The following is a 24,649-nucleotide window of genomic DNA, read 5'->3' as shown; positions in this document are numbered from 1 at the left end:
CCCGGCAAGGCCCGGTTGCTGTATAGTAGTACTGTTTGACTTTTCAGGCGTTTACGCAGCTTTTCTTATGCAATCTTTTGGGGTGAATCGAGTTGGCCAGTAGGGCTGAGGTTCGCGACGGATTGGGGTTGGCTTCCACGGTCGTGCGCTCGCTGCGCGAGGGAGCGCTGTGGGTGTTCGGTGCGCTCGCGCTGATCGTGCTGGCGGCGCTCCTGACCTACGACAGGAACGATCCGTCGTTCGCGACGACGGGCGAGCCCGGACCCATCGCCAATGTCATTGGCCCTCTCGGCGCGCACATGGCGGGGTTGCTGGTGCTGCTGTTCGGCGCGCCGGCGTTCCTGTTTCCCGTGATGATCGCGTTCGCCGGCTGGCTGCTGTATCGGGATCGCAGCAAGGACGACGCGCAGTCGCGCGCCACGCTCGCCTTTCGTGGCTTCGGCTTCCTGCTGACGCTTGCGACCAGTTGTGGTCTTGCGAGCCTGCACTTCACGATCCGCAGCTATCCGGATTCCGCCGGCGGCGTGCTCGGCTCGCTCGTGGGCCAGGGGCTCGATGCGGGTTTGAGCTTTCTCGGCGCGACGTTGTTGTTGCTCGCGCTGTGGCTCGCGGGCGTGTCGCTCTTCATCGGTCATTCCTGGATTCAGGTGATGGACGCCACGGGCCGCGCCACGTTGCAGGCCTTCGAATGGCTTTCGGGTCGGCTCAGCACCGCACGTGAGATCAAACAAGGCCGTGAGGTGAAGGAGGCGCGCAGCGAAGTCATCCGCGAGGAGAAGAAACGCGTCGCTTCGCGTCCGCCGCCGAAGATCGAGCCCGTCGCGCCCAAAGTCGAGAAGAGCGAGCGCGTCGAGAAGGAACGTCAAGTCGCGTTGTTCGAGGCGCCGGCCTCGAAGGAATTGCCGCCGCTGTCGTTGCTCGATGATCCGCCGCCGAAGCAGCAGGGTTATTCCTCCGAGGCGCTCGAGGCCATGTCGCGCCTGGTCGAGCTCAAGCTGCGTGACTTCGGCGTCGAGGCCGAAGTGGTGGCAGTCAATCCGGGCCCCGTGATCACGCGCTTCGAGCTGAGTCTCGGCACCGGCGTCAAGGTCAGCCAGATCAGCAACCTCGCGAAGGACCTCGCCCGTGCGCTGTCCGCGATCAGCGTGCGCGTGGTGGAGGTCATCCCGGGCAAGTCGACGGTCGGCCTGGAAATTCCCAACGAGAAGCGCGAGATCGTCACCTTGGGCGAGATCATCAAATCCAAGGCCTATGACGATATGGCGTCGCCGCTCGCGCTGGTGCTCGGCAAAGACATCAGTGGCGGTCCGGTCTGCGCGGATCTCGCCCGCATGCCGCACTTGCTGGTCGGTGGCACCACCGGTTCCGGTAAGTCGACGGCGGTGAATGCGATGGTGCTGTCGCTGCTGTACAAGGCATCCGCCGAGCACGTGCGGCTGATCATGATCGACCCGAAGATGCTGGAGCTTTCGGTGTACGAAGGCATTCCGCATCTGCTCGCGCCGGTCGTGACCGACATGAAGGAGGCGGCCAACGCGTTGCGTTGGTGCGTGGCCGAGATGGAGCGCCGCTATCAATTGATGGCCGCGCTCGGCGTGCGAAACCTCGCAGGCTTCAACCGCAAGATCAAGGAAGCGCAGGAGGCCAAGGAGCCGATCCGCGATCCGCTGCTGATGAAGATGCTGGGGCCCGAAGGCAATCCCAACGAGGTGCCGTTCCTCGAGCCGCTACCGTTCATCGTGGTCATCGTCGATGAGTTGGCCGACATGATGATGATCGTCGGCAAGAAGGTGGAAGAGCTGATCGCGCGGCTCGCGCAGAAGGCGCGCGCCTCGGGCATCCACCTGATCCTCGCGACTCAGCGTCCGTCCGTGGACGTGATCACCGGCTTGATCAAAGCAAACATTCCGACGCGTATCGCCTTCCAGGTGTCCGCGAAGGTGGACTCGCGCACGATTCTGGATCAGATGGGCGCCGAGGCATTGCTCGGTCACGGTGACATGCTGTTCCTGCAGCCGGGCACCTCCGTGCCGGTACGCGTGCATGGTGCGTTCGTTTCGGATGCGGAAGTTCATCGCGTGGTCGGCAGCCTGAAGGGCGCCTCACCGCCGTCGTACGTGGATGAGATTCTGAAGGGACCTTCTGCGCCGATTCCTGGTCTCAAAGGCGAGGAGGACGAGGGCGGCGGCGAAGGCGGCGAGGGCTCCGATGGCGAGTCGGATCCCTTGTACGATCAGGCCGTCAAGATCGTGGTCGAATCCCGCAAGGCCTCGATCTCCGGTGTCCAGCGTCGCCTCAAGATTGGTTACAACCGCGCCGCGCGCATGATCGAGACCATGGAGGCGGCGGGTCTGGTCGGGCCGCTGCAATCCAATGGTTCGCGCGAAGTGCTGGCGCCGCCGCCGGCGGAAGAATAGCGATGACACGTTTTCTGTCTGCGGCTCGCATCGTGACCGCGTTGTTTCTTGGCTTCATCGCTCAGCTCACGCTCGCGGCGTCCGATCCTGCGGCCGGCCGGCAGAAGGTCGAAGGCTTTCTGCAGGGCCTGCAGTCGCTGCAGGCGCAGTTCAGACAAACGCTCACCGATCGCAACGGGCTCAAGGTCGAGGAGGCGAGCGGCACGCTCGCGATTCGCCGGCCGGATCGTTTCCGTTGGGACTATCGCGACCCGAACGAACAGGTGATCGTCGCCGATGGCTCGCGCATCTGGCTGTACGACGCCGATCTCGAGCAGGTCACGGTGCGCAAGCTCGATGACACATTGTCTGCGACGCCTGCGATGTTGCTCAGTGGGCAAGGCAATCTGCAGGACAACTTCACGGTCACCCAAACCTCCGAGGAGAACGGGGTGTCCTGGGTGCGCATGGAGCCCAAGCGCGATGACACGGATTTCAAATGGGTGCGGCTCGGCTTCTCGGGCGCCGCGCTCAGGTTCATGCAGCTGGCCGACAAGCTCGGTCAGACCACCAGCCTCGAATTCACACAATTGGAACGCAATCCTGCCCTCGATCCGTCACGATTCACGTTTACGGTGCCGCCTGGGGCCGACGTGATCGGCGATGCATCGCGCTGAAAGCGCGTCTATCAAGACTGCTCAACAGGAATACATGTTGCCTTTGCGATTTCCTCGGCTATGGCTCAGCCTGGGCTGGCTGGCTGTAGCGTCTGCCATCGCCGTCTGCCTGGTTCCCATCGAGAAGCTACCGCAGCCGCCCACGTTGAGCGACAAGGCCGAGCACTTCATCGCCTACCTGATGCTGTCGGTGTGGTTCGCGGGCATCTATCAGCGTGGCCGTTACTGGATCATTGCGGTGGGCCTGCTCGTTATGGGCGTATTGATCGAGTTCGCCCAGAGCGGCATGGGCCTCGGCCGTCACGGCGACTTTCGGGACGTGATCGCCAACTCCAGCGGGATCCTCGCGGGGCTGTCGATGTGCTGGTTCGGGTTGGGCGCCTGGGTGCAATGGGTTGAATCGCTGGTGAGCAAGCTTCAGGTCGAAAAATCGTGAATCTGCCGCTCGAGCAAGCCCTGGACGCGCGACCGCTCGCGGATCGCATGCGGCCGGCTTCGCTCGATGAATATATCGGCCAGAGCCATCTGTTCGGCCCCGGCAAGCCCTTGCGCCGGATGCTCGAAGGCGGCCATCTGCATTCGATGATTCTGTGGGGCCCGCCCGGCACTGGCAAAACGACGCTCGCGCGGCTGGTGGCTCAGCAGTGCGATGCGCAGTTCATTGCGCTCTCGGCGGTGATGGCCGGCGTCAAAGACATTCGCGCCGCCGCCGAGCAGGCGACGGACGCGCGCAGGGCGGGGCGTCGCACCGTGTTGTTCCTCGATGAGGTGCATCGTTTCAACAAGGCGCAGCAGGATGCGTTTCTGCCATGGGTGGAGGATGGCACCTTGGTCTTCATCGGTGCGACCACGGAGAACCCGTCGTTCGAGCTCAACAACGCGTTGCTCTCCCGGGCGCGCGTCTATGTGTTACGTGCGCTGACTGAAGCGGATATCCGGCAGGTGCTCGATCGTGCGCTCGCGAGACAAACGGGCGATGTGAAGGTCACTGCCGATGAGCGCGCCTTGGAATTGATGGCCAAAGCCGCCGATGGCGACGCGCGGCGCTCGCTGAACATGCTCGAGCTCGCGATGGATCTGGCGAGTGGTGATGATCCATCGGTGATCACCGAGGCGATCGCAAGTGAAGTGGCTTCCGGCGGCTTGCGACGTTTCGACAAGCAGGGCGAGGCGTTCTACGATCAGATCTCGGCGCTGCATAAATCCGTGCGAGGCAGCGATCCGGATGCGGCGTTGTATTGGCTGTGTCGAATGCTGGATGGTGGCTGCGATCCGCGATACATCGCTCGGCGTGTATTGCGCATGGCTTCGGAAGACATCGGCCTTGCCGATCCTCGCGCGCATACATTGGCGCTCGAAGCGTGTGAAGTCTTCGAGCGGCTTGGCTCGCCAGAAGGAGAGCTTGCGATCGCGCAGGCGGTCGTGTTCCTGGCCTGCGCCGCGAAGAGCAACGCCGTCTACACGGCGTTCAATGAGGCCATGCAGGACGCCAAGACCTTGGGCTCGCTCGATGTGCCATTGCATCTGCGCAATGCGCCGACAAAGCTCATGAAGTCGCTCGGCTACGGCAAGGATTATCGCTACGCCCACGACGAGCCGGATGCCTACGCGGCCGGCGAGAACTACTTCCCTGAAGGGATGGAGCCGCGGAATTATTACCAGCCCGTGCCACGAGGCATGGAAATCAAGATCGCCGAGGCCCTGGCACGCCGGAAGAAATAGGCTTGTTGTCCGCGGACGTTAAGCCTAGCGGCGGTGGTAAACTGCCGCGATTGTCGTCATCAGTCACCCGATCGTCATGCTCGACCCGAAACTCCTTCGTTCCGACCCCGAGGCGGTCGCCGCCAACCTCGCGCGACGTGGCTTCAAGCTCGACGTGGCTCAGCTGAACTCGCTAGAAGAGGCGCGCAAGAAATGGCAGGTGCGCGCCGATGAGTTGCGCAACGAGAAGAACGTGCACGCCAAGAGCGTCGGCAAAGCCAAGGCGCAGGGCCAGGACATCGCGCCGCTCTTGAAGCAGGTCGAGACGCTCGGTACTGAGCTGGCCGCGGCCGAGGCGGAGTTCGTCAAGGTCCAGGCGGAGCTCGAGAAGATCACGCTTGGCCTGCCCAACATGCTCCACGAGAGCGTGCCCGTCGGTAAGGACGAAACCGCCAACGTCGAGATTCGCCGCTGGGGCGAGCCGCGCAAATTTGCGTACAAGCCGCTCGATCACGTCGAGCTCGGCGAGAAGCTGGGTCAGATGGACTTTGCCGCCGCCGGCAAGATCTCCGGTGCGCGCTTCACCGTGCTGACCGGGCCGCTCGCTCGCCTGCATCGCGCTTTGATTCAGTTCATGCTCGACCTGCATACGAGCGAGCATGGCTATCGCGAGACGTACGTTCCGTATCTCGTCAACGCAGCCTCGCTCACGGGCACCGGCAACCTGCCAAAATTCGAAGCGGACCTGTTCGGGATCAAGGGCGAGTCAGGCCTGTACCTGATTCCGACCGCCGAAGTGCCGGTCACGAACCTGGCCCGCGATACCATCATCGAAGCCGACGAGCTGCCGATTCGCTATGTGGCGCACACGCCGTGCTTCCGGTCCGAGGCGGGCTCCTATGGCAAGGACACGCGCGGCATGATCCGTCAGCATCAGTTCGAGAAGGTCGAGCTCGTGCATCTGTCCAGGCCGCAGGATTCCTATGCGGAACATGACCTCTTGACGCGCAATGCCGAGGAAGTGTTGAAGCGGCTGAATCTTCCTTATCGCGTGATGGCGCTCGCCTCCGGCGACATCGGCTTCGGCTCCGCCAAGACCTACGATCTGGAAGTGTGGCTGCCGGGGCAGGAGGCCTATCGCGAGATCTCCTCCTGCTCGAACTTCGAAGCCTTCCAGGCCCGTCGCATGCAGGCCCGCTGGCGCAATCCCGACACCGGCAAGCCCGAGCCTCTGCATACCTTGAACGGCTCCGGCGTCGCCGCCGGCCGGGCGCTCGTGGCCGTTCTGGAGAACTACCAGGAGCCCGACGGCAGCGTGAAAGTGCCCGAGGTGCTCAAGCCCTACATGGGCGGTCTGGACGTCATCCGCCGGCCATAAACAGAACCGTCGTCCCAAATAAAAAGGGCGCTGCATTCGCAGCGCCCTTTGTTTTTTGCCACGCGTGGCGGCGTGATCAGTCGTCGCCCGAAGCCGCGCCCAAGAGGTGCAAGAGGCTGGTGAACAGGTTGTAGATGCTCACGTACAACGTCACCGTCGCGAGGATGTAGTTCGTCTCGCCGCCGTGAATGATGTTGCTGGTCTCGTACAGGATCAGTCCAGCCATCGCGACCACGAACACGCCGGAGACGACCAGCGACAGGGTCGGCAGCTGGAAGAAGATCGCCACCAGGCCCAGCAGGAAGGCGCCCAGGATGCCGACCATCAGGAAGCCGCCCATGAAGCTGAAATCCTTCTGGCTCTTGACCGCGTAGGCCGAGAGACCCACGAAGGTGATCGCCGTGATGCCGAGCGCAGTCGTCACGACCTCCGAGCCGTTCGGCAGGAACTTCAGGTACGCGCTGATGATGGGACCCAGCGTCAGGCCCATGAAGCCGGTCAGCAGGAATACGAACAGCAGACCCCAGGCGCTGTTGGCTGTCTTGTGGACCGCGAACAGCAGGCCGAAGTAGCCGACCAGGGTGATCAACAGGCCCGGATGGGGCAGGTTGAGCATCATCGAGATGCCGGCGGTCAACGCGCTGAATCCGAGCGTCGCGCCCAACAACATGTAGGTGTTGCGCAGAACTTTATTGGTCGTCAGCGCGGAGCCGCGGGTCGTACTTGCGACTGTGCTTGGATATTGGGCCATGAGTTTTCAACTCCTCCGGTATGTCGTCCTGTTGGACCGCGTTCCGCCTCGCGAGTTGCAAGGGCCGGCGCGCCATCCCGGGCATTCTACAGGCACGGGAGCGGTTGCGACTATGTGGTTGCAACGCTGTGAATTGCAAGGGGTTCCGTGGCCCCTGGCTTGTCATAAGGAAGTCACGATCCGGCGCGGGCAAGCGCCGGGCAGGCGCATTGACACTCCTGTCAGCAGGCTCGTAGATTCGCCGGCCTGGCCCAACTGATTGCCGCCGCATCGGTTTGCGGTGGCTCGTCCATCGCAACGCCTGCATGGGGACCTATGCGCACGGCAAGGAAGCGCGATCTGGCGCAGATCGTCGGCACGGCACGGAGCCTTGCCAGGTACAGCGCACCGCGAGGCGCCGCGGCGCTGATTCCACGCCCGCAGTTGCAGGCTCGGATCGAAAACGCGGGCAAGGTGGTCCTGCTGATCGCACCGCCCGGATCCGGCAAATCGGCGCTGCTGACCCAATGGCACGCTCGGTTCGGAGCAGGGCACGCGATTGCGTGGTTGTTATGTGACGGCCGCGATCGCGAGCCCGCGCAGTTCTTCTCCTGTCTTGCCGCCAGCATCGAGCAGGCGCTGCAATGTTCCGTGAGGCAGGCCGACAATCCCATCATCGATGCGCTCAGAGAGCAGCTCGGCTCGCTCGACCAGGACCTCATCATCGCGATCGATGATCTGCACCGTCTCGACTGTGCGGAGGGCGAGCGGGTGTTGTCATCGCTCATCCTGCATTCATCACCGAGCGTTCGCTGGGTGCTCGCCACGCGACGTGTGCCCCGTTTCGATCTGCAGCGCCTGAAGCTCGATGACGCGCTGACGCTGCTCGATGCCGCCGAGCTTGCCTTTGAGCCCGAGCACATCCGCGAGCTTGCGTGGTTGCTCCGTGGCGCCGAGCTGTCCTCGTCCGATGCGACCGAGTGCTGTCGCCGCACCGAAGGGTGGGCAGCAGGCGTGAAGCTCATACTGTTGGAGAGTGGCGCAGCGGAGGGCGTCGAAGGGCTCAATCACGACATCAGCGCATATCTGGCAGCGGCCGCATGGCAGGAGTTCTCCGAGCCATTGCGCGAGTTTCTGCTCGCGACGTGCGTTCCGGAGCGATTTTGCAGTGAGCTTGCGACCAACTTGCTTGGGAGCGACACCGCTGCGCGGTATCTCGAGGAGATCGAAGATCTGCAGCTGTTCGTGCGCCCGCTCGATGGCAAACATCACTGGTTCCGTTATCACGGCTTGTATCGCGAGTTCCTGCTCGCTCAGCTGCGCAAGCTGGAGCCTGCCCACGGGTCTCGTGGCTTACCGACGCCTTCGGAAGAGATGGCGTCCCCACGGGGATTCGAACCCCGGTTACTCGAGCGACTGCATCGGATCAGCAGCGAGTGGTTTGCCGGGCACGATCGGCCAGGCGAAGCTTTGCATCACGCGTTCGCAACCGACGATCGCGCATGGTGCGTGCAGGTGCTCGCCCGATGTGTGTCGGTGTGGCTGCGTACCGGCGAATTTCCCGAAGTGCTGCAATGGACGGCGCGGCTGACTCAAGCCGAAATCATGAGCAGCGTCGTAGTCCGCGATGCGCACCTGATGAGTCTGATCTTTCTACGCCAGTTCGACCGGGCGCGCCTCGCGCTGCAGGCCGCAGAGCACGCCGCTTGCGATGATCCGCAGCGACGTTCGCTGCCTGCGCTGAAGTTGATGCTGGACATCATGACCGACGCCGGTGTGCAGCTCACGGCGGCCGATGTCGAGGCGCTGAGCATCGCCGAGGATCCGTATCTGTCGGCCAATCTGTTCAACGTCGCGGCGTATCAGTTGCTGGTCGATAAAGAGTTCGATGCAGCTCGGCGTCTCGCGTTGCGTGGCAAGGAGCTGCTGGAGGCAAGTCAGCACCTGTACGCCGCGGCGCAGGCCTCCGTCGTGCTGATGCTGATCGATCGCGCCGAAGGGCATGCGAAAGAGGCGGCTGAGACTTGCATGCAGCTCTACGCGCGGGCGCGCGCAGGGCGTCGCAATCCCATCTGGGTCACCGCCACCACGGCGGCCGCCTCGGTGCACTATCACCACAATCGATTGGCGCAGGCCGAGGCGCTGTGCAGTGAGGTGCTGCCGTTGGTGTCGATGGCGCCGTCGCTCGAAAATCTCACCGTCGCGCACGTCGTCGCTGCGCGTCTGAAGTGCGCATCGGCGCGCCATGGCGAGGCGCTGCGCCTGCTCGATTATCTGCACAGCGTGCTCGAAAGCAGCAACTGCCAGCGACTGCTCGCACGCGTGTGCTTCGAGAAAGTGCGGCTGTGGCTGCTGCAGGAACAGCCATTGCGGGCGCTCAAGGTGCTCGCTGATTGCGGCCAATCGTTTCACCTGGACGATGCTCGGGCAGCGGCACATTCCTGGGAGGAGTTTGCGTTGTCGCGGGTTGCGATACTCATTCATCGCGGCTCGTTCGACATCGCGGCGAGTCATTTGCAGCATCTGTGCGAGCGGGCGGAGGCGGCGGGCGATGTTTATGGTCGGGTGAGGTTGGAAGCGGCCCTTGCGACGTGCAACTGGCACGCGCACGATGAAGAGGCTGCGTTTCGCTGGATGAATCACGCGCTCACGCTGACCGAGCATCGAGGATTCAGCCGGGCCGTGTTCGACGACGTCTTCGGGCTGCCCAAAGTATTTGCTGCCGCCCTCAAGCTGTCACGCGTGGCGAAGCTGCCCTCGGCGGAATATTTCAAGCGATTCCGCGACGTGCTGGAGTTCGATCCCTACGAGGCGTGTCCGGTGATCGAGCCCGCAGCCTCGCTCACGCAGCGTGAGTTGGATCTGCTGAAGCTCGTCTGCCTGGGCTTGAGCAATCGAGATATCAGTCAACGCAGCAACATCACTTTGCTCACCACCAAATGGCATTTGAAGAACGTGTTCGCGAAACTCGGTGTGAGCACGCGCATGGAAGCGGTGTTCCGTGCGCAGGAGTTGCGCCTGGTCGATGGGCGACCGCCCTCGCTCCCGGCGCGATAAAAAAAGGTCGCCGTCAGAGTGGGGTGACGGCGACCTGAGAAGGGTCTGCAGTTCGAGTTCGTTATCGGTCAGGGAACGGCGGCGATGCGCGCACCGGAGCCCGGCGGCACGCAGGTGAACGTGATTTCCTGTCCCGAAATCAGCGCCAGCGACCGGAACAGCGCATCGGGCACGCTGACGCTGCTGCCCGACGCCACGAACGCATCGGCGCTCGCGTTGTACAGGAAGCCTTTCGGCGTACCGGCGAGGTTGAGCTTCGCCACCAGATCGCACTCGGTCACCGTGCCATTCAGAAGCTTGGAGGTGAACGGCGCGGCGGCTCGTGCCTGCAGCAGATCGATGCGCGGCCCGACGGCGGCTGCATTCGTCTTGGTCAGCGTGATCTGCTGACCGACGATGGGCGCGAGATCCGATTCGAAGGCGAGCATGAACTGTTCCGCATCACGCCGGGTCTGTTCGTACGTCGCTGCCGGGAAGCCCACTTCCGGCGTCGGCGCGAACAGCACTGCCGAGAAGAAATGGAACATCGTGTCGATCGAGCCGTCGTGCAGGAAGCCGAAGCCGCGGATCTGATCGCCCGTGTTGCCCGTGTCGGGCGTCGTGAAGAACGGCATGCTGGGGAAGCCGAACATACCCACCTTCGTATAGGCGTTGCGCAGGTGAGGGATCTTCACGATCTGCGGCAGGCCCTCGAAGCTCGCCTGGCCATCCGTGCCGAAGAATCCTTGTGAGGGATCCAGGCGATGGCAGCCTTCGCACGTAAAGCCCGTGCCTGGACCTGCGGCCGGCGGCGCACCGTCAGCACGACGTGGACCGAAGTAGAAGTCACGTCCGCGCTGCTGAGAATCGGTGAGCGAGTTGTCGAGATTGCGGACCGGGTTCGGCGGCAACTGCACTTCCAGCTGGAAGTTGGTGAAGCGCTGCATGGTCGGCAGATCCGGCAAGGTCGACCGGCCGATCAGTCCGTCGAACGCCACCACGAAGTTGTTGAACGACAGCTCCGGGTCGAACGCATCGGTGCCGAAGAAGCCGTGCGAGCGATCGCCGCGCCAGTGCATGGCGCCGTGATGACGCATGCCCCGCAGCGTCTGCGTCGTCATCGGCCCTTTCATCGGGTGAAATTCGTTGACGACGCCCGTGCCATTGATCCGCGGCTGCGTATTGAGCGCGGCGAAGCCGAGGCGGATGGGAATCGGGTTGCTCGTGACGATGTCGTCGGGGTTGCCGAGATCCCAGGCCAGATCGTCGTTGTCACCGAAGATGTGACAGCTCGCGCAAGCCGCCTCGCCATTGGCCGACATTTCCACCGCGTCGTAGAGCAGCGGACGACCCGCCACCACGTGCGCAGGCTCAGGATTGAACAAGGGCAGCGCGGCCACTTCCGCCTTGGTCGTGAGATTGATGACCTTCACTGAGTTGTCGAAGCGCGTCATCACATACAGGCGATTGCGGCTTTCATCGAGCGCAAGGCCGCTCGGGCCACCGCCGCTCACCGTGATGTAGTTGGCGCTCGCGGTCACCGGATTGAAGGTGTTCGCTTCCAGCGCCGCAGTGTCGAACACGCCAACCTTGCTCGAGCCGAAGGCCGCAACGTACAGCTTGCGTCCATCGCGGCTCACGACCATGTCGAGCGGCGTCGACAGACTGTGATTCTTCACCGTCGGATCGAAGCCCGGGTCGTTCGCGAGCAAGCCATAGTTGATGTGCTTGTTGAGATGCCGTGAAGTCACGGTCGTGCCGGAGATCACGCTGATGCGAGTCTCGGCGAGCCGGCCTTGCACCGTGGAGCCGCCGACCACGCCCGGACCTTCGAAGCGCACCTGATTCACTGCTTCGGTGTTGGCGACATAGAGCTTGCCGGTGCGTGGATTGGTGACCATGTTGAACAGCGTCGTGCCGACGTGCGAGAACGAGGCCTTCTGCGTCAGCGCGTTCGCGTCGATAGAGAACACGTCCTGGTCCGGCAAGCGGAAGCGAACCGCTGCATCCCAGTTGCGGCCGAGCTCATCTTCCCAATGGCCGCTCGCGCGGTTGAATTTGACGACGAGGCCCACTTCCGGCGCGCGCTTGCCTTCGAAGTTGGTGAGCGGGCCGGGGTTGCCGCCGGGCAAGGTGTTGCCGGCAAAAGTGCAGGGCGTGTTCGGATCGAAGCCGTCGCACACCATCAGTTCGAACACCGTGGTGGTTTGATTGCCCGATTTGAACGCCGCGGCATAAACGGTCTTGCGATCGGGGCTGACGGCGAGCGCCCGCGGGGTATCGCTGAAGAAAGTCATGATCTTGAGCGGCGTGCCACCGAACGTCGTGCCGAGATTCGCAGGATCGAACACCCACACGTCCGCGCGGCCCACGCTCGGCGTGGTGAACTGCGGATCGCCCGCGCCGGGGACGGATGCAATCGATGTATCGGTGCGCTGCTGGCCACGGTGCGCCGTCGTGATGAACGCGCGACCGCCGGCGCCGGCGAACACGATGTCACGAGGCTCATCGCCGACGAGCAATGTTCGTGTGACCCGTGGCGTCCCGGACACCGACACGATGCTGATGCTGTCGGAAAGATGGTTGACGACCCAGACTTCGCCGCTGTTACGAATCGCGACCGCGACCGGCTCCATACCCACCGAGACTTCGGCGTGCTTGACGATGCCGGAATAGGTGACGTTGTAGATGACCAGCGTGTTGTTGGGCGTGTTCACGGCATACAGCTTCGAGCCGTCGGCCGATAACGCGAGCGGTCGCACGTGACCGCTTTCGAATGTAATGAAGGACGGTGCGGCCTGCACCGCGGGCGCAATCATCGATGCCATCAACAATGCGCCGCTCGACGCCAACCATCGCCCGAACCGGGCGACTCCCCCTGAGCGCTTGAGCATGGGTTCTCTCCGTAGCGAGCCAATCCGTTGTTATGAACGGATCGGACTCTACGCGCTCGCGGGCCGGGCTCGCGCCCCTCCACGGAGGGGGCGGTTTACTGCTCGATCACATTCATGCGCCGCACGAGCCTGCGATCTCGGCCGCCGATTTCCCGGCGTACGCGGCCGCGGCGCGATCGAGTCGAGCGGAGCCGGGCGTGCCGGCTCCGGGACGCGGATCATGTTCTTACGGCTGGACCGCCAGGATTTCGTCGTACTCGGCGGCGGATCGGAACATCACCGGACCATATCGGCCCTGCGTATGTGAGGCATCCGTGGCATCCAATCGCAGCACGTCATTCACATACACGCGCAGATGCGTGCGGACCACTTCGAGTCGCACGCGATACCACGTGTTCGTCGTCACCGTGAAGGGCGCTACGTCGAGCTCGGTGATGGCGTTGTTCACGAGCTTACGAAGTGAGATCGTGTTGTTGCTACGAAGGCTCACGTAATAGTAATTGCCGGCATCTCGATAGCGCGCGGCGAGGCCAAACCAGTGGCTCGTGCCCGATGAGCCGATCCGTCGCAGGCGCGCGGTGACGGTCTGATCGTCGGTCGCGATGCCTGCGATGGAGCGTGCGCTCGCGGTCGTGTTCGTTTGTCTATAGACGCCAGCAACGGCATCCCGCGTCCAGGTGCCCACGGACTGCCAGTTGCTGAAGGAGTCCCCTTCGTCATTGATGCCAAATCTGTAGGTCGCAAGCGTCGTGTGCTGATTCGAGCTCACGAGCACATTGTCGAAGTCGGCCCGTGTTCGGAACGTGACGACGCCTGCCTGTCCCCGAGCGTGCGCACGGTCGGAGGCTTCGAGAAGCAGCCGGTTGTCCACGTAGACGCGTAAGCGCGTGCCGATGGCTTCCAGACGCACCCGATAGCTGCGATTCAGCGTGACCGTCAAGGGCGCAGAGGCGAGCGCAGTGACTGCGCCGTTCACGATCTTTCGCAGCGACAGCGTGTTGTTGTTTCTCAAGGTGATGTAGTAATGATTGGTGGGGCTCGTGTAGCGGGCGACCACACCGAACCATTTGTCACCGCTCGTCGTCGAGAAAGCCGTCGGTTTGATGTCTGCTTCGACCGCCTGATTGCCGCGCGTCGTGTTGTTCCAGAGCGAGGTTGCATTGCCTGCGGTGCTGGCTTGTCTGTACACGCGCGAGGTCGTGGTGGTTGCGACCGAGAACAGTCCGCCCGCCTGTGGCGTCCAATCCGCCGCATTGCCATCTTCGAAGTTGTCCTGCATCGCCGCCGGTTGCGTGAGATCGGTCGGCAGCTCGAACACGTAGGCCGCGCGCGTGCCGAGGTTGGTTGCAACGACTCGTCGGCCGCTGATCTCGGCGCCGAAGCCGAAACCCTGTTCCGGCCCTCGATCGCTCGCGAGGAGCTTGGCGATATAGCGAAACGAGCCGTTGGTGTTGCGTTGAAAGACCGAGATGGATCCAGAGCGCGTGCCGTATGCGTTGTCATCGGCCTGGCTCACGATCGCAAGTCCGCCACGCAACTCGATCTGCGAAGGCGTCTGTAACGCAAGATTGTCCGGGCGAAGCAGGGCGCCGGTGCGAACCCATTGGCTGGCGGAGTCTTTGGTGTAGGCCTGTGGACCGATATCCGGGGTGCTGTCACCGACCACGGCGGCCGGAAGTGAGATAGCCACCGGTTCGCCAAATGCAAATGGATTGCCTCGCGGCGCGACCAGGCGAGTCATGATGGGCGTCGTGCCGAAGGGGCCTTCGAAGATGCGCGCCGAGGGTGGGTTCACGCCGTCGAAGAACGTCGCGACGATGACGGCGTTGCCTGAAACATCCACATCGCCACGGAGGTCTTCGTTCTCACAATCGGGCGAGGGCTCCGCCGGCGTCTGTCGCGCGAGGACCCAGGCGCCGTTCGAGTTCTTGCGATAGCTGTTGGTGGCCCACGCGCATCTGCCCGCGGTGACGGTGATCGTGCCGGCGTCCACTTCCACGTCCATGCCATCGGTTGCAATGGGCGAGGGGACAGAGACCCAATTCGTGCCTGAGCGCTCGAAGATATAGCTCGCGCCTTCCTTGAGGAAGGCCGAGACGCCGCCTTGCATGTCCACGTGCAGGAACGGCTCGTCGGGATCCGCACCACTGAAGTGTTGCAGCAGCCGGCGTACCAGCGTCCAGCTGCCGTTCGTCTGCCGCTGATACAGCCAGGCGGAGTTGTCCTGAGTGAAGATCTCGCCAACCACCTCCTTCTGGCCCGTGGCGATCAGCCAGTCGCCATCGATGGCGACGCTCATGGGAAACGTGTAAGTGGCATCTGGCGCGGGTAGTCTCGCCGTCTCCTCGAACACTCTGGGACCCGCTGACACCGCCAACGGCGCGAGCCAGCCCGCCAGTAATCCGCCGAGCCAGCAGGTGCGAGCGTTCATGGGACACCCCCCTTACAGTTCGTTACATTCGAACTCGTTGCTGCATCGATGCGACGTGCATGGCGTCGGATTCGAAGGCCAGGATGCAGCTGGGAAATACACGTGTAGCCGGGTGGTTAAGTTCCTTGCACCGTGAGGTGGCTCTCTGGTTTTTCGGCATTTCAGGGATTGCCGCGATGCCGTGTCAGGTCTCTGTCAGCAAGCTGCGGCTAGGCTTGCCACCGTCCTTTCTTCCATTCCCTCTCCCCCAAGCGCATGGCTAAAAGCAGGTTCTGGTTTCAGGCCCATTGGCTGGTCGGCATCACGGTGGGCGTGTTGCTCGCGCTGATGGGAATCACAGGCGCAACGATGTCGTTTCAGGATCAGATCCTGGAGGCGCTGAACGCCGATGCGCGCAAGGTGACGGTGCAGGGCGAGCGGCTCGCGATGCCGGTCATCGTGGCGCATGCCCAAGCCGAAGCTGAGCGTATGGGCGCACGCGTGCGTACGGTGACTGCGCCTCAGAATGCGGACGGCGCCGTGCGGGTGCTGTTCCTGTCCGGGCCCAGCGAGATCGTTCGTTATCTCGATCCTTATACGGCGCAATGGCAAACCGGCGGCGCTCGCGGCGAGAAGTTCTTCGAGATCGTCGAGGAGATCCATCGGGGCCTCATCACCGATCGCGTGGGCGGCAAGTACGTCGGCCGTCGGGTGCTGGATGCCGCGGCCGTGTTGCTGGTGGGGCTGGTTGCGACCGGCTTGTATCTGCGTTGGCCGCGCCGGACGACGAACTGGCGGGCATGGTTCGTCATCGACCGCAAGCTGCGTGGCCGCGGGTTTCTTTATTCGCTGCACGCGGTCATCGGCACCTATGTGTTGCCTCTGTTGTTACTGTCGGCGTTGACCGGACTGTATTTCGCCTACAACTGGTACAGCTCGATGCTCGAGCGCATGGCGGGTGTGTCGCCGGTGGCCGAGGAACAGATGGCTGGCAAGCCGCTGGTTGCGCCGGACGTGGCGCAGGTGTGGAGCGCGTTCGAACAGGCGACGGCGGGACAGCGCGTCGGTCAGATCAGCTTCCGTTTGCCGAAGGAAGCGGAAGAGCCGCTGCGAATCCAGTATCTGGATTTCGATCCGCCGCACGCGACCGCGTTCAGCACCGTCAAGATCGATCCCACCAATTCGCAGCTGCTGACGCACGAGCGCTATGCAGACAAGACCACGGGCGCCCGGCTGCTCGCGAGCATGCTCTCGATTCACAAGGGCGGCTATTTCGGGGTCATCGGATCGGTGCTGTTGATGCTATCGAGCCTCGCGCTGCCGCTGTTCGTCATCACCGGCTGGATGATGTATCTCGATCGCCGACGCGTCGAAGAGCGCCAGCGCGCCCGCAAGCAGCAGGCGGCCAACGTCCCCGTCTGATTCGAGAGTGTTTTGGTAGAGGCGGGCGCTCAGCCCGCCTCTTTGCTCCAGCTGAGCTCGAAGCGAAGTCCCACCACCCACGCATCCTCGAGCGCAGGATCGGTGCCCGGATTGATCACGTATTGCACGTCCGGCTGCAGCGCGAGCCACGACAGCGCCTGCACGCGGTAGGTAAGCTCGATTGCTGTCTCATGGCGCTCGAACGTCGAGTCGAGCTGCGCCTGGGCACGACGGAACGAGCTGCCATTGGTGATGGTGGCGACCGCGAGTCCCAACTGTTCCTCGCGCTCAGCGCTCGCAAGCAACGGCCCCGACCAGACGACGCCCGCGCCGACATAGCGCGAGACCTGATGCACGTCCGCATCGGCAACGCCGAGGCGCACGAAGCCATTCAGTGAGCGCTCGCCGCTCTTAAGCAGCGTTCCTTCGGCGATGCCGTACACGCCGAGCGATTCGGTGCGATGTTGCAATTCCTCATCGGCGAAATCGGCCGAGCGTCCGGTGTGACGCCACACGCCGAGCAAATATCGGCTGGCCTCGCTGGGGCGGAATGTGAGTTCGGCCGCAAGCAGGGCGCCTTCGCCGCCTTCCAGATCGAGCGTCGTGCGATGCGGACGATCGGGATCGCCCACTGTGCCTTCGAACGCTGCGATCCTTGCCTGCACACGCTCGCTGTAATCCCAGCGCATCACGGCGCCGAGTCCGGTGATGGGAAAGATCGAGGGGCCGTTCTCGCCGACCTGGCTGAAGTCGGGCCCAATGCCGTGCGAACTGTTGATGAACAGCGCGCCCGTCTCGTTCACATCCAGCTCGCTGTTCAGATCGATCAGACCGACCTTCACCGCGCCCGCATCGAAAGCGCGCTCGACCCAGGCTTCGTACAGGCGGGTCGCGCCGTCGGTGTCGATGTTACTGACCGTCTGGATGTCGCCCACGATTCGATCCGAGAGCGTCGAGTCGTTGTTGTGCAGGCCCGAGACCAGGAAGGTCGTGCCGGTCCAGCCGAAGGCGCGCTCTGCATCGAGCGTTGCAATGAGATCGATGTTCTCGAGATACGTCCCGTCGCGACGCACGCCACCTGCGACGTTGCGCCAGGCTTCGCCGGTGTACGCCGCCTCGATGGTGAGCGCGGCGCCAGAGTCATCGGGCGACTCGGTCGCATCGGCGTAGATCGGCAGTGACAGTGCCGCGAGGAGGGCAGGCACGCTCGAAGTTCTCATGACAGGGTTTCTTGGGTCCATTGAATCGTGAATACAGCGCCACCGTCGGTGGCGTTGTCTGCAGTGATCGTTGCGCCGTGCCTGGAAAGAATGCTCTGCGCGATGGCGAGGCCCAGGCCTGCGCCGGCGCGACCCGGCGTCGCGCCGCGCCAGAATCTTCGAAACAGATGCTCGGCGTTCTCGCGCGAGAAGCCGGGGCCGCGATCCCGCACGACCAGGCGCGAGCCGGGACCCACGACGACATCGATGCTGCGATCCTTGGGTGAATGGGCGATGGCGTTGTCGATGAGATTGGTGAGGACTCTCGACAAGGCTTCGGCGTGGCCCTTGACCGTGCCGCCGCCGTCGTTCTTGAGCTCGATGTCACAACCACGGGCGACTGCGACCGGCAACATGCGCTCGACAACGTCGCGAGCGAGGCTCGGGAGCTCGACCGTCTGGTTGATCTGCGAGTCGAGCGTGTCGGCCTGGGCCAGATCCAGCATCTGGTTTACCAGGCGCGTCATGGCGGTCACGTCCTCGCGCAGCGCGTTCTTGGCCGGGCCGGGATCGAGCGCCTCGACTCGCAGTTTCAGGATCGAAAGCGGCGTGCGCATTTCGTGAGCGGCATCCGCGGTGAAGGATTCGAGCGTGTGCATGGCCTGCTCCAGCCGATCGAGCGCCCGATTCATGGCAAGCACCAGCGCGCGCACCTCGCGAGGCGTCGCTGGAACGGTCAATCGCGTTTCCATTCGTGATGGGTCGAGCGCATCGACTTCGGCGGCAGCTGCGGACAGCGGGGCCAGCATCCGCCGCACGATATAAACATTGAGGACCAGCAGAAGAATGGTGACGGGCGCGACGGGCACGATGACGTGCGTGTACGCCTCGCGAAGGAACACGGGCGCGAACAGAGGCAACGTGTTGCCGGTGACACCGATCGTCACCCATGCATCGTTGGGCAGGTGTCGTGATCCATACAGCACGAGAGGGGCGCCGTCGCCGGCGATGCGCGTCCACTCGTGATCGATCGGAGTGGGCAGGGGTTCGAAGCGGGCGCCGCTTCGGGGCGCCTGCTGGAAGATCGTAGTGCGGTTGCTGTCATGGACCGTGAAGGTCCAATCATCGGCGCCATACGGAAACTCCAGCCGTGCGAGCTGGGCGGCGTCGCCGTTCGCGAGCGATTCGTGAATGCGCTCGGCTTGCGCGGTCACCCATTCCTCCGCGAGCTTGGGTCGATTGGCGCTGTACAGGAACAGCACGCCGACGATCTCCAGCAACGAGACCAGCACCGCGGCCGCGACCAGGCGTGCGGAGATCTGTCGAGCGAGGCTGGGACCGGACGTCATGGCCTCAGGCCTGTTGGAAGATCGCGTAGCCGATGCCATGCGCGGTGCGCACGACGACGTTGGCTTCGGCTGCGGTCAACCGTTTGCGAAGGCGTGACACCGCGCTTTCGAGTGCGTTGGGCGTGACTTCTTCGCCGAAGGAGTACAGGGACTCTTCGAGCTGATTGCGGCGGACGACTTGTTCTGCACGTCGAAGCAGCTGTTCGAGCAGGGCGACTTCGCGGGGCGGGACTTCGATGCGCTCTGCGTTGACCGACACCGTGCGTGAGGTCGTGTCGAGTGCCACGTTGCCCAATTGCAGGACCACGCCGAGGCTCGCACCGGGCCGTCGCAGAAGCGCTCGACAGCGCGCGGCGAGCTCCGCGATTTCAAAGGGCTTCACCAGATAGTCATCGGCGCCGCTATCGAGGCCGATCAAGCGATCATTCAATCCGCCACGCGCGGTCAGAATCAGAATCGGAGTGGAGTCGTTCGCCTGACGCAGCTGACGCACGAGGGTCATGCCATCGCCGTCGGGCAGGCCGAGATCCAGCAGGATCAAGTCGTAGCTCGCCGCCGTACGCGCGGCTAAGGCGTCTTTCAACGAGCCGCAGCGATCGATCGCGAAGCCCTGGCGGGCGAGGCCCTCTTGGACCAGCTCGGCCAGCTGCGGATTGTCCTCAACCAGCAGCAACCGCATGACGGACGCTCCGGCGTCGGCGCGAATGTTTGTGATCGCGATTCATTCTCAACAACTACCGATCTCGAGAAGAGAGCACGCTGCAAAACGCGCAGCATAGGCGGCGGGGCTGACCGAGACCTGTCATGAGAGGCACTCGCACGAAAAAGTCCGTGCTTCACCCACGTCCTTGCGGTGTGTGCCCGGCACCAGGCGGGGCCAACTTCGCATCTCCGGGCATCGGCAGCTTGCCAACATACTTGACTCACCAACGTCGTGAGTAACCGCATGCCCGCAAGCCTGAGCCTGTTCGTCGTTCTGATCGCAAGCGTTCTGGCCGGTTGCTCGCGCAGCCCGCAGGCGAGCTCGCCTCATACGGGGACGAGCTCACCGGGGCCGAGGATTCATCTCGTGTGCCCGACGCGCTCGATGGCGCCGGACTGTGCGTTCGGCGGGGGTAGCGGGATTCAGGCGGCCGTCGATGCGGCAGCCGATGGCGACATCGTGCAGATCCGCGCCGGCACCTACACGCCCACGGCCGTGCGTGATGTGCCTTACAAGATTCACACGATTCGCGGCTTCGTGGTCGTCGATGGCAAACGCCTGAGCCTGGTAGGCGAACCCGGCGTCGTGCTCGATGGCAGCACGGGGCCTCGCACCACGGGGCTCGTGATCAATCGATCGACGGTCGAGGTGCGTGGCTTGAAGCTCACCGGCTTCAAGTTCGATGTCGAAGAGGACGAGATTTACGAAGGGCATGGAATCTTCGCCATGAACAGCCGCGTGCGTATTCGCGATGTGACCATCGAGAAGTATCAGAAGATGGGGCTCACCGGACGCGGTGATACCGATCTCGATGTGGAAGACCTGCGCATCCTGGATGGCCACGTCGCCATCTGGCTGGATGAGTATGCGCATCTGCGCTTGAGCAATGCGCTGATTCGCGGCAACGATTCGGCGGGCGTCGCCGCCTACACGAATTCGACTGCGCATGTGTCGAACTCGGTGTTCGATCGCAACCTCGACGATGCGTTGTATGGGGAGCAGGAGGCGACGATCTATGCGACCAACTCGATCTTCCTGAACAATGAGCCTTACGTGGCTCGCGCTACGGGAAACAGCAAGATCTGGGTGGGGTATAGCGCGATGTTTGGGAATGAGAATGCGCTGTTCGCGAAGGACTCGGCGATCGTGCGCAAAGGGGCGAATGTGATCGAGGCTGATCCGAAGGTGGATGCGGAGTATCGCCTGCAGGAGGGCTCGCCGCTGCTTGGCAAGGGCGATCCTGACTTCGGTACGGCCGCAGGGAGTGCTTCGCAAATTGGCTTGCGTTAGCCGGGCTGCGATTCGTCGGAATGATCCAGCCCCGGCGCGTTCGACCGCTCGCGGGCGGTCGAAGGGCCTACCCTCATCCCAGGTCCACGGGACGATGACACAGATCGACTGAATGCGGTTGACCAGCTGAAGATGATTGTTTACACCTGCGCGCATGTTTGAAGGCCGTCGAATCGCACGTGCGATCGAGATGGCGGATGAACTGGAAGGTATGGCTACGAGCGCTCACGCAAAAAACTTGCGCCACGCTCACGTGAAGGAACAATCGCCGTCCGGATACCGCCGCTGGGACGCGGCGCGTTACCTCAATAGCGAAGAAGATTTGGCGGCTTGTTTCGACGCTGTGATGGAGGAGGCGGCGGACGATCCGGCGTACATCGCAGCGGTGCTAAGCGACATGGCCCGTGCGCGTCATGTAAAAGCTTGCGAACGATAGCGGTCGCACCCACGATGAGCGACCAAGGCTGATGGCGGGTTAGTAGCCGCCCTTGACGTCCATCCCGAGCGAAAAATTCATTTATGCGCAGGGCGCGGGGTCACGCTTCTCCCGGCCCTACCTCGGTCGACTCACGGGCCCGGCGCATTCACTGCATGGCCTTCTCAGCCGCGCGCACCAGGAATCCGGAGCGCGTCTCGCCATGTTTGCGGGCGAATTCATCGATGCGCTTCAACACGCGCGCCGGAACGGTGATGTTGATCTTCTCCGCCGGCCCGAAGTACCTCTCGATTGGTACGTCGACGACGCCCCACGTCCAACCCTTGAACTGAGGATCCTTCTGCCACTCGGACATCGGTCGGGTTTTCGGTAAGTCACCATCGTCCTCGGCGAGGATTTCGCAGAAGGCATCGATTGCCTCGATTGCGTTGTCGAACGCCTCCTCGATGGTGTCACCTGCGCTAAAGCAGCCCGGCAGATCAGGAACCACAACGCCGAAGGCGGACTTCTTGGTGCCCGGTTCGATCGCAATCGTGAATTTCATATTGATCCCTCTATCCTCTATCGTCGTCTCCCTCACTTGAGTCCAGCCTGCTTCATCAGCTTGTGGACCAGTCCTTTGCCCAGATCCTTCTTGGGGTGCGGTACCGTCAGGTGCCCCGGGCGGTCCGGATGCTGGAACACATGATGACTACCGCGCACCGCGCGAAGCTTCCAGCCTGCTTGTTGGAGTTTTTTTATCAGGTCCGCGCTGGTCATGGTGGTTATGATACCCACCCGCCCGGCTCGGTCAACACCATACCCACCGAGGGTGATCCACAGACCAGGCGCGCTGAATTTTCGGGATGGTCGCGAGTCGTCATCTCCCGAACCTGCGCCCGTTCGAGATTGCCACCCACGGGCTGGAATGGCTGAGCTCCAAAAAAACAAAAAAGCCCCGCAATGGGGGCTTCCATCTTCCTGGCGGAAGGGGTGGGATTCGAACCCACGAGACTCGTGAGAGCCTGCCGGTTTTCAAGACCGGTGCAATCGACCACTCTGCCACCCTTCCACACTGCTTAAGAGCGCGGCCCGAGGGTCAGCTCGGGGCGCGCATCCTAGCATAGAGGCGGGGAGCGGATGGAGAGTGGCCGATGCGGGCCGGTCAGTCCCAGCGGTCGCCGCCGCGGTCGTGGCGCAGGGGCTGGGGGTCGAGGCGTTTGCCGAACACCTTCGTGCCGTTGAGGTCCTTGAGCGAGACGGTGAGCGCCTTGCTGTGCTCGTCGATGTCGATCTGACCGAAGAACTGGAAGCCGCCGGAAGGCGGCGTGTTCGCGACCGGCGGGGCCTTCTGAAAGATCACCTGCGGGCCGAAGGTCTTGTCCATGGCGTTCGGGCCGAAGCTGCCGGAGTTGAGCGGGCCGGCGACGAATTCCCAGAACGGCGCGAAGTCCTGAAACAGCGCCTTGTTCGGATCGTAGTAGTGAGCTGCACAGTAGTGCACGTCGGCCGTGACCCAGACCACGTTGCGAATGTCCTCGCGCTTGATGAAGCGCAACAGCTCGGCGATCTCGAGCTCACGACCCGACGCGGGACCATCATTGCCATTCGCCGGGCCTTCCCAACGCGCGCGGCCTTGGTCGTCGCGGCCATCGGGAATCTGAACGCCGAGCGGCATGTCGGCAGCGATGACCTTCCACGTGGTGCGCGACTCCTGCAGCTTCTTCTTCAGCCAGGCGAGCTGCGGCTTGCCGAGGAACACCGTCTCCGCGCTCGGTTGCTCCTGCGTGTTGTGGGAGTTCGGGCCGCGATAGCTGCGCATGTCGAGGACGAACACATCGAGGTCGCGACCGTACGGGATGTGACGATAGATCCGCTCTTCCTCGGCCTGATCATGCCAGCGCATCGGTGAGTGTTCGAGAAAAGCGCGCGTGGCGCGAGCGGTGAGCGTCTGGATGCGCTGCTCGGTGTAGCGGGAGTCGAGCACCTTGCTGTCCGACCAGTTGTTCGTGACTTCGTGATCGTCCCACTGCCAGATCTGCGGCACTTCGGCGGAGAAGCGCTGCACGTTCGCGTCGTAACGATTGTAGAGATGATTGCGGCGGTACTCGTGCAGGGTCTCCGCCACCTTCAGCTTCTCGGGCACCTGATCGAGGAAATGATTGGTCCAGAGCAGATTACCGGTCGCATCGGTCACACGCTCCACCATCGGACCGTCGGCATAGATGGTATCGCCGGAGTGAATGAAGAAGTCCGGTCGCACCTGGCGCATGGCCTCGTAGATCTTCATGCCGCCAAAGCCGAGATCGATGCCCCAGCCCTGGCCCGCCGTATCGCCCGACCACACGAAGCGAATGTCACGACGCCGCGAGGGCGGCGTGCGGAACTGACCCACGAGTGGCTCGCTGCTCGCGCGGCCTGAATCCAGATCCTGATAGCTCACGCGCACGAAGATCTCCGAATCGGCGGGCAACTGCGTCAGATCGATGCGCGAGGTGAAGTCGCTGATCTCGAGCGCATGCGGGCCACGAATCTTCTGCGAGCGCTTGAATGTTTCATCCAACGACCACTCGACGATCATGCGAGCGGCGCGATCGGCACGGCTCCAGATGATCGCGCGACCATCGATCACATCGCCGATCTGCATTCCCCAGTTCGCCATCGGACGCGCCGCATCCGACGCGATGACTGCGGGCGCCTGTTTGGAATAGAGGATGCCGCCGATGCCGGTGAGCGCGACGCTGCCGAGTGCAGTCTGTTGCAAGAACGAACGACGGGAAAAACGCGGATCGCGAGTCTGATCGGACATGCCTGGCTTCCTGTGACAGGGCGGGGAGTGCGCTTTGTCATAAGGCTAGGCAGCCAAGATGTCGCTCGCGTTACCTCGAGCTTGCAGCTCAGCGACGCTGCTTCATTACATGGTCACGCGATCACGCCGGAAGACCCACCCCCTGGCCCCCTCCCGTGAACGGGAGGGGGAAGTTTGATTATTTTTTTCGGGTCGGAACGGATCCAACCTATGCGACAGGTCACGCCTCCATTGCAGTGC

General features: G+C 63.0%; 18 protein-coding genes and 1 tRNA gene. 9 read left to right on the top strand and 10 right to left on the bottom strand.

All coding sequences use genetic code 11. The features are described 5' to 3' along the window. The first annotated feature begins 128 nt into the window (after positions 1–128). The 5 genes from VGD45_RS07265 (at position 129) to serS (ending at position 6,152) form a co-directional block, all read left to right on the top strand. Positions 129–2,417, top strand: coding sequence for a DNA translocase FtsK (locus VGD45_RS07265; protein WP_331154613.1), 2,289 nt, complete (start codon positions 129–131; stop codon positions 2,415–2,417). A gap of 2 nt (positions 2,418–2,419) precedes the next feature. Continuing rightward, complete coding sequence (lolA, locus tag VGD45_RS07260; protein ID WP_331154612.1) at positions 2,420–3,073, top strand: outer membrane lipoprotein chaperone LolA; 654 nt, start codon at positions 2,420–2,422, stop codon at positions 3,071–3,073. Further along, positions 3,060–3,509, top strand: a complete 450-nt coding sequence (locus VGD45_RS07255; RefSeq protein WP_331154611.1) for a VanZ family protein — start codon at positions 3,060–3,062, stop codon at positions 3,507–3,509. The genes lolA and VGD45_RS07255 overlap by 14 nt, the downstream gene beginning before the upstream one ends. 47 nt (positions 3,510–3,556) lie before the next feature. After that, positions 3,557–4,795: a replication-associated recombination protein A gene (locus tag VGD45_RS07250; RefSeq protein WP_349263233.1), complete on the top strand. Its 1,239-nt coding sequence runs from the start codon at positions 3,557–3,559 to the stop codon at positions 4,793–4,795. Between the two features lie 76 nt (positions 4,796–4,871). Then, the gene (serS, locus tag VGD45_RS07245) at positions 4,872–6,152 is read left to right on the top strand and encodes a serine--tRNA ligase (RefSeq protein WP_331154609.1); all 1,281 of its coding nucleotides are present in this window, start codon (positions 4,872–4,874) and stop codon (positions 6,150–6,152) included. A gap of 76 nt (positions 6,153–6,228) precedes the next feature. Here serS and VGD45_RS07240 read toward each other — a convergent pair whose 3' ends face one another. Then, positions 6,229–6,903 (bottom strand): Bax inhibitor-1/YccA family protein, encoded by a 675-nt coding sequence (locus VGD45_RS07240; RefSeq protein WP_331154608.1) that lies wholly within the window; start codon positions 6,901–6,903, stop codon positions 6,229–6,231. 315 nt (positions 6,904–7,218) lie between these two features. Between VGD45_RS07240 and VGD45_RS07235 the strand changes: the two genes are divergently transcribed. Further along, positions 7,219–9,939, top strand: a complete 2,721-nt coding sequence (locus VGD45_RS07235; RefSeq protein WP_331154607.1) for a LuxR C-terminal-related transcriptional regulator — start codon at positions 7,219–7,221, stop codon at positions 9,937–9,939. A gap of 68 nt (positions 9,940–10,007) precedes the next feature. Here VGD45_RS07235 and VGD45_RS07230 read toward each other — a convergent pair whose 3' ends face one another. Then, a complete protein-coding gene (locus VGD45_RS07230) occupies positions 10,008–12,812 on the bottom strand; it encodes a hypothetical protein (protein ID WP_331154606.1) in 2,805 nt (934 codons plus the stop codon). 226 nt (positions 12,813–13,038) lie between these two features. After that, positions 13,039–15,243, bottom strand: coding sequence for a hypothetical protein (locus tag VGD45_RS07225; protein WP_331154605.1), 2,205 nt, complete (start codon positions 15,241–15,243; stop codon positions 13,039–13,041). A 255-nt stretch (positions 15,244–15,498) separates the two neighbouring features. Between VGD45_RS07225 and VGD45_RS07220 the strand changes: the two genes are divergently transcribed. Continuing rightward, positions 15,499–16,644, top strand: a complete 1,146-nt coding sequence (locus VGD45_RS07220) for a PepSY-associated TM helix domain-containing protein (RefSeq protein ID WP_331154604.1) — start codon at positions 15,499–15,501, stop codon at positions 16,642–16,644. Positions 16,645–16,673: 29 nt separating this feature from the next. On the opposite strand, the gene VGD45_RS07215 is transcribed toward VGD45_RS07220, so the two are convergent. Genes VGD45_RS07215 through VGD45_RS07205 form a run of 3 tightly spaced genes read right to left on the bottom strand, consistent with a single transcriptional unit; the run spans position 16,674 to position 19,871 of the window. Continuing rightward, positions 16,674–17,864, bottom strand: coding sequence for a carbohydrate porin (locus VGD45_RS07215; RefSeq protein ID WP_331154603.1), 1,191 nt, complete (start codon positions 17,862–17,864; stop codon positions 16,674–16,676). Then, positions 17,861–19,192 (bottom strand): HAMP domain-containing sensor histidine kinase, encoded by a 1,332-nt coding sequence (locus VGD45_RS07210; RefSeq protein ID WP_331154602.1) that lies wholly within the window; start codon positions 19,190–19,192, stop codon positions 17,861–17,863. The genes VGD45_RS07215 and VGD45_RS07210 overlap by 4 nt, the downstream gene beginning before the upstream one ends. Before the next feature lie 4 nt (positions 19,193–19,196). Continuing rightward, positions 19,197–19,871, bottom strand: coding sequence for a response regulator transcription factor (locus VGD45_RS07205; protein WP_331154601.1), 675 nt, complete (start codon positions 19,869–19,871; stop codon positions 19,197–19,199). Between the two features lie 267 nt (positions 19,872–20,138). Between VGD45_RS07205 and VGD45_RS07200 the strand changes: the two genes are divergently transcribed. Together VGD45_RS07200 and VGD45_RS07195 are read left to right on the top strand one after the other, a co-directional pair. Next, complete coding sequence (locus VGD45_RS07200; RefSeq protein ID WP_331154600.1) at positions 20,139–21,185, top strand: right-handed parallel beta-helix repeat-containing protein; 1,047 nt, start codon at positions 20,139–20,141, stop codon at positions 21,183–21,185. 136 nt (positions 21,186–21,321) lie between these two features. Further along, the gene (locus VGD45_RS07195) at positions 21,322–21,621 is read left to right on the top strand and encodes a hypothetical protein (RefSeq protein WP_331154599.1); all 300 of its coding nucleotides are present in this window, start codon (positions 21,322–21,324) and stop codon (positions 21,619–21,621) included. 148 nt (positions 21,622–21,769) lie between these two features. Here VGD45_RS07195 and VGD45_RS07190 read toward each other — a convergent pair whose 3' ends face one another. The 4 genes from VGD45_RS07190 to VGD45_RS07175 form a co-directional block, all read right to left on the bottom strand. Beyond that, positions 21,770–22,165: a type II toxin-antitoxin system HicB family antitoxin gene (locus VGD45_RS07190; protein ID WP_331154598.1), complete on the bottom strand. Its 396-nt coding sequence runs from the start codon at positions 22,163–22,165 to the stop codon at positions 21,770–21,772. Positions 22,166–22,197: 32 nt separating this feature from the next. Beyond that, positions 22,198–22,380, bottom strand: coding sequence for a type II toxin-antitoxin system HicA family toxin (locus VGD45_RS07185; RefSeq protein WP_331154597.1), 183 nt, complete (start codon positions 22,378–22,380; stop codon positions 22,198–22,200). 202 nt (positions 22,381–22,582) lie between these two features. Continuing rightward, positions 22,583–22,672 (bottom strand) — tRNA-Ser (locus VGD45_RS07180). A gap of 93 nt (positions 22,673–22,765) precedes the next feature. Then, positions 22,766–24,409, bottom strand: coding sequence for an alkaline phosphatase D family protein (locus VGD45_RS07175; protein WP_331154596.1), 1,644 nt, complete (start codon positions 24,407–24,409; stop codon positions 22,766–22,768). Between the last annotated feature and the right edge of the window lie 240 nt (positions 24,410–24,649).

Source organism: Steroidobacter sp., from assembly GCF_036402275.1.
GTDB lineage: Bacteria > Pseudomonadota > Gammaproteobacteria > Steroidobacterales > Steroidobacteraceae > Steroidobacter.
Note: the sequence above shows the minus strand (reverse complement) of the source record. Positions and strands in the feature narration are given on the sequence as shown.

What these genes read in the sequence shown, in the direction of transcription:
- lolA (WP_331154612.1), top strand. Translation starts at nt 2,420, where the DNA reads ATGACACGTTTTCTGTCTGCGGCTCGCATCGTGACCGCGTTGTTTCTT.
- VGD45_RS07255 (WP_331154611.1), top strand. Translation starts at nt 3,060, where the DNA reads ATGCATCGCGCTGAAAGCGCGTCTATCAAGACTGCTCAACAGGAATAC.
- VGD45_RS07250 (WP_349263233.1), top strand. Translation starts at nt 3,557, where the DNA reads ATGCGGCCGGCTTCGCTCGATGAATATATCGGCCAGAGCCATCTGTTC.
- serS (WP_331154609.1), top strand. Translation starts at nt 4,872, where the DNA reads ATGCTCGACCCGAAACTCCTTCGTTCCGACCCCGAGGCGGTCGCCGCC.
- VGD45_RS07240 (WP_331154608.1), bottom strand. Translation starts at nt 6,903, where the DNA reads ATGGCCCAATATCCAAGCACAGTCGCAAGTACGACCCGCGGCTCCGCG.
- VGD45_RS07235 (WP_331154607.1), top strand. Translation starts at nt 7,219, where the DNA reads ATGCGCACGGCAAGGAAGCGCGATCTGGCGCAGATCGTCGGCACGGCA.
- VGD45_RS07230 (WP_331154606.1), bottom strand. Translation starts at nt 12,812, where the DNA reads ATGCTCAAGCGCTCAGGGGGAGTCGCCCGGTTCGGGCGATGGTTGGCG.
- VGD45_RS07225 (WP_331154605.1), bottom strand. Translation starts at nt 15,243, where the DNA reads ATGAACGCTCGCACCTGCTGGCTCGGCGGATTACTGGCGGGCTGGCTC.
- VGD45_RS07220 (WP_331154604.1), top strand. Translation starts at nt 15,499, where the DNA reads ATGGCTAAAAGCAGGTTCTGGTTTCAGGCCCATTGGCTGGTCGGCATC.
- VGD45_RS07215 (WP_331154603.1), bottom strand. Translation starts at nt 17,864, where the DNA reads ATGAGAACTTCGAGCGTGCCTGCCCTCCTCGCGGCACTGTCACTGCCG.
- VGD45_RS07210 (WP_331154602.1), bottom strand. Translation starts at nt 19,192, where the DNA reads ATGACGTCCGGTCCCAGCCTCGCTCGACAGATCTCCGCACGCCTGGTC.
- VGD45_RS07205 (WP_331154601.1), bottom strand. Translation starts at nt 19,871, where the DNA reads ATGCGGTTGCTGCTGGTTGAGGACAATCCGCAGCTGGCCGAGCTGGTC.
- VGD45_RS07200 (WP_331154600.1), top strand. Translation starts at nt 20,139, where the DNA reads ATGCCCGCAAGCCTGAGCCTGTTCGTCGTTCTGATCGCAAGCGTTCTG.
- VGD45_RS07190 (WP_331154598.1), bottom strand. Translation starts at nt 22,165, where the DNA reads ATGAAATTCACGATTGCGATCGAACCGGGCACCAAGAAGTCCGCCTTC.
- VGD45_RS07185 (WP_331154597.1), bottom strand. Translation starts at nt 22,380, where the DNA reads ATGACCAGCGCGGACCTGATAAAAAAACTCCAACAAGCAGGCTGGAAG.
- VGD45_RS07175 (WP_331154596.1), bottom strand. Translation starts at nt 24,409, where the DNA reads ATGTCCGATCAGACTCGCGATCCGCGTTTTTCCCGTCGTTCGTTCTTG.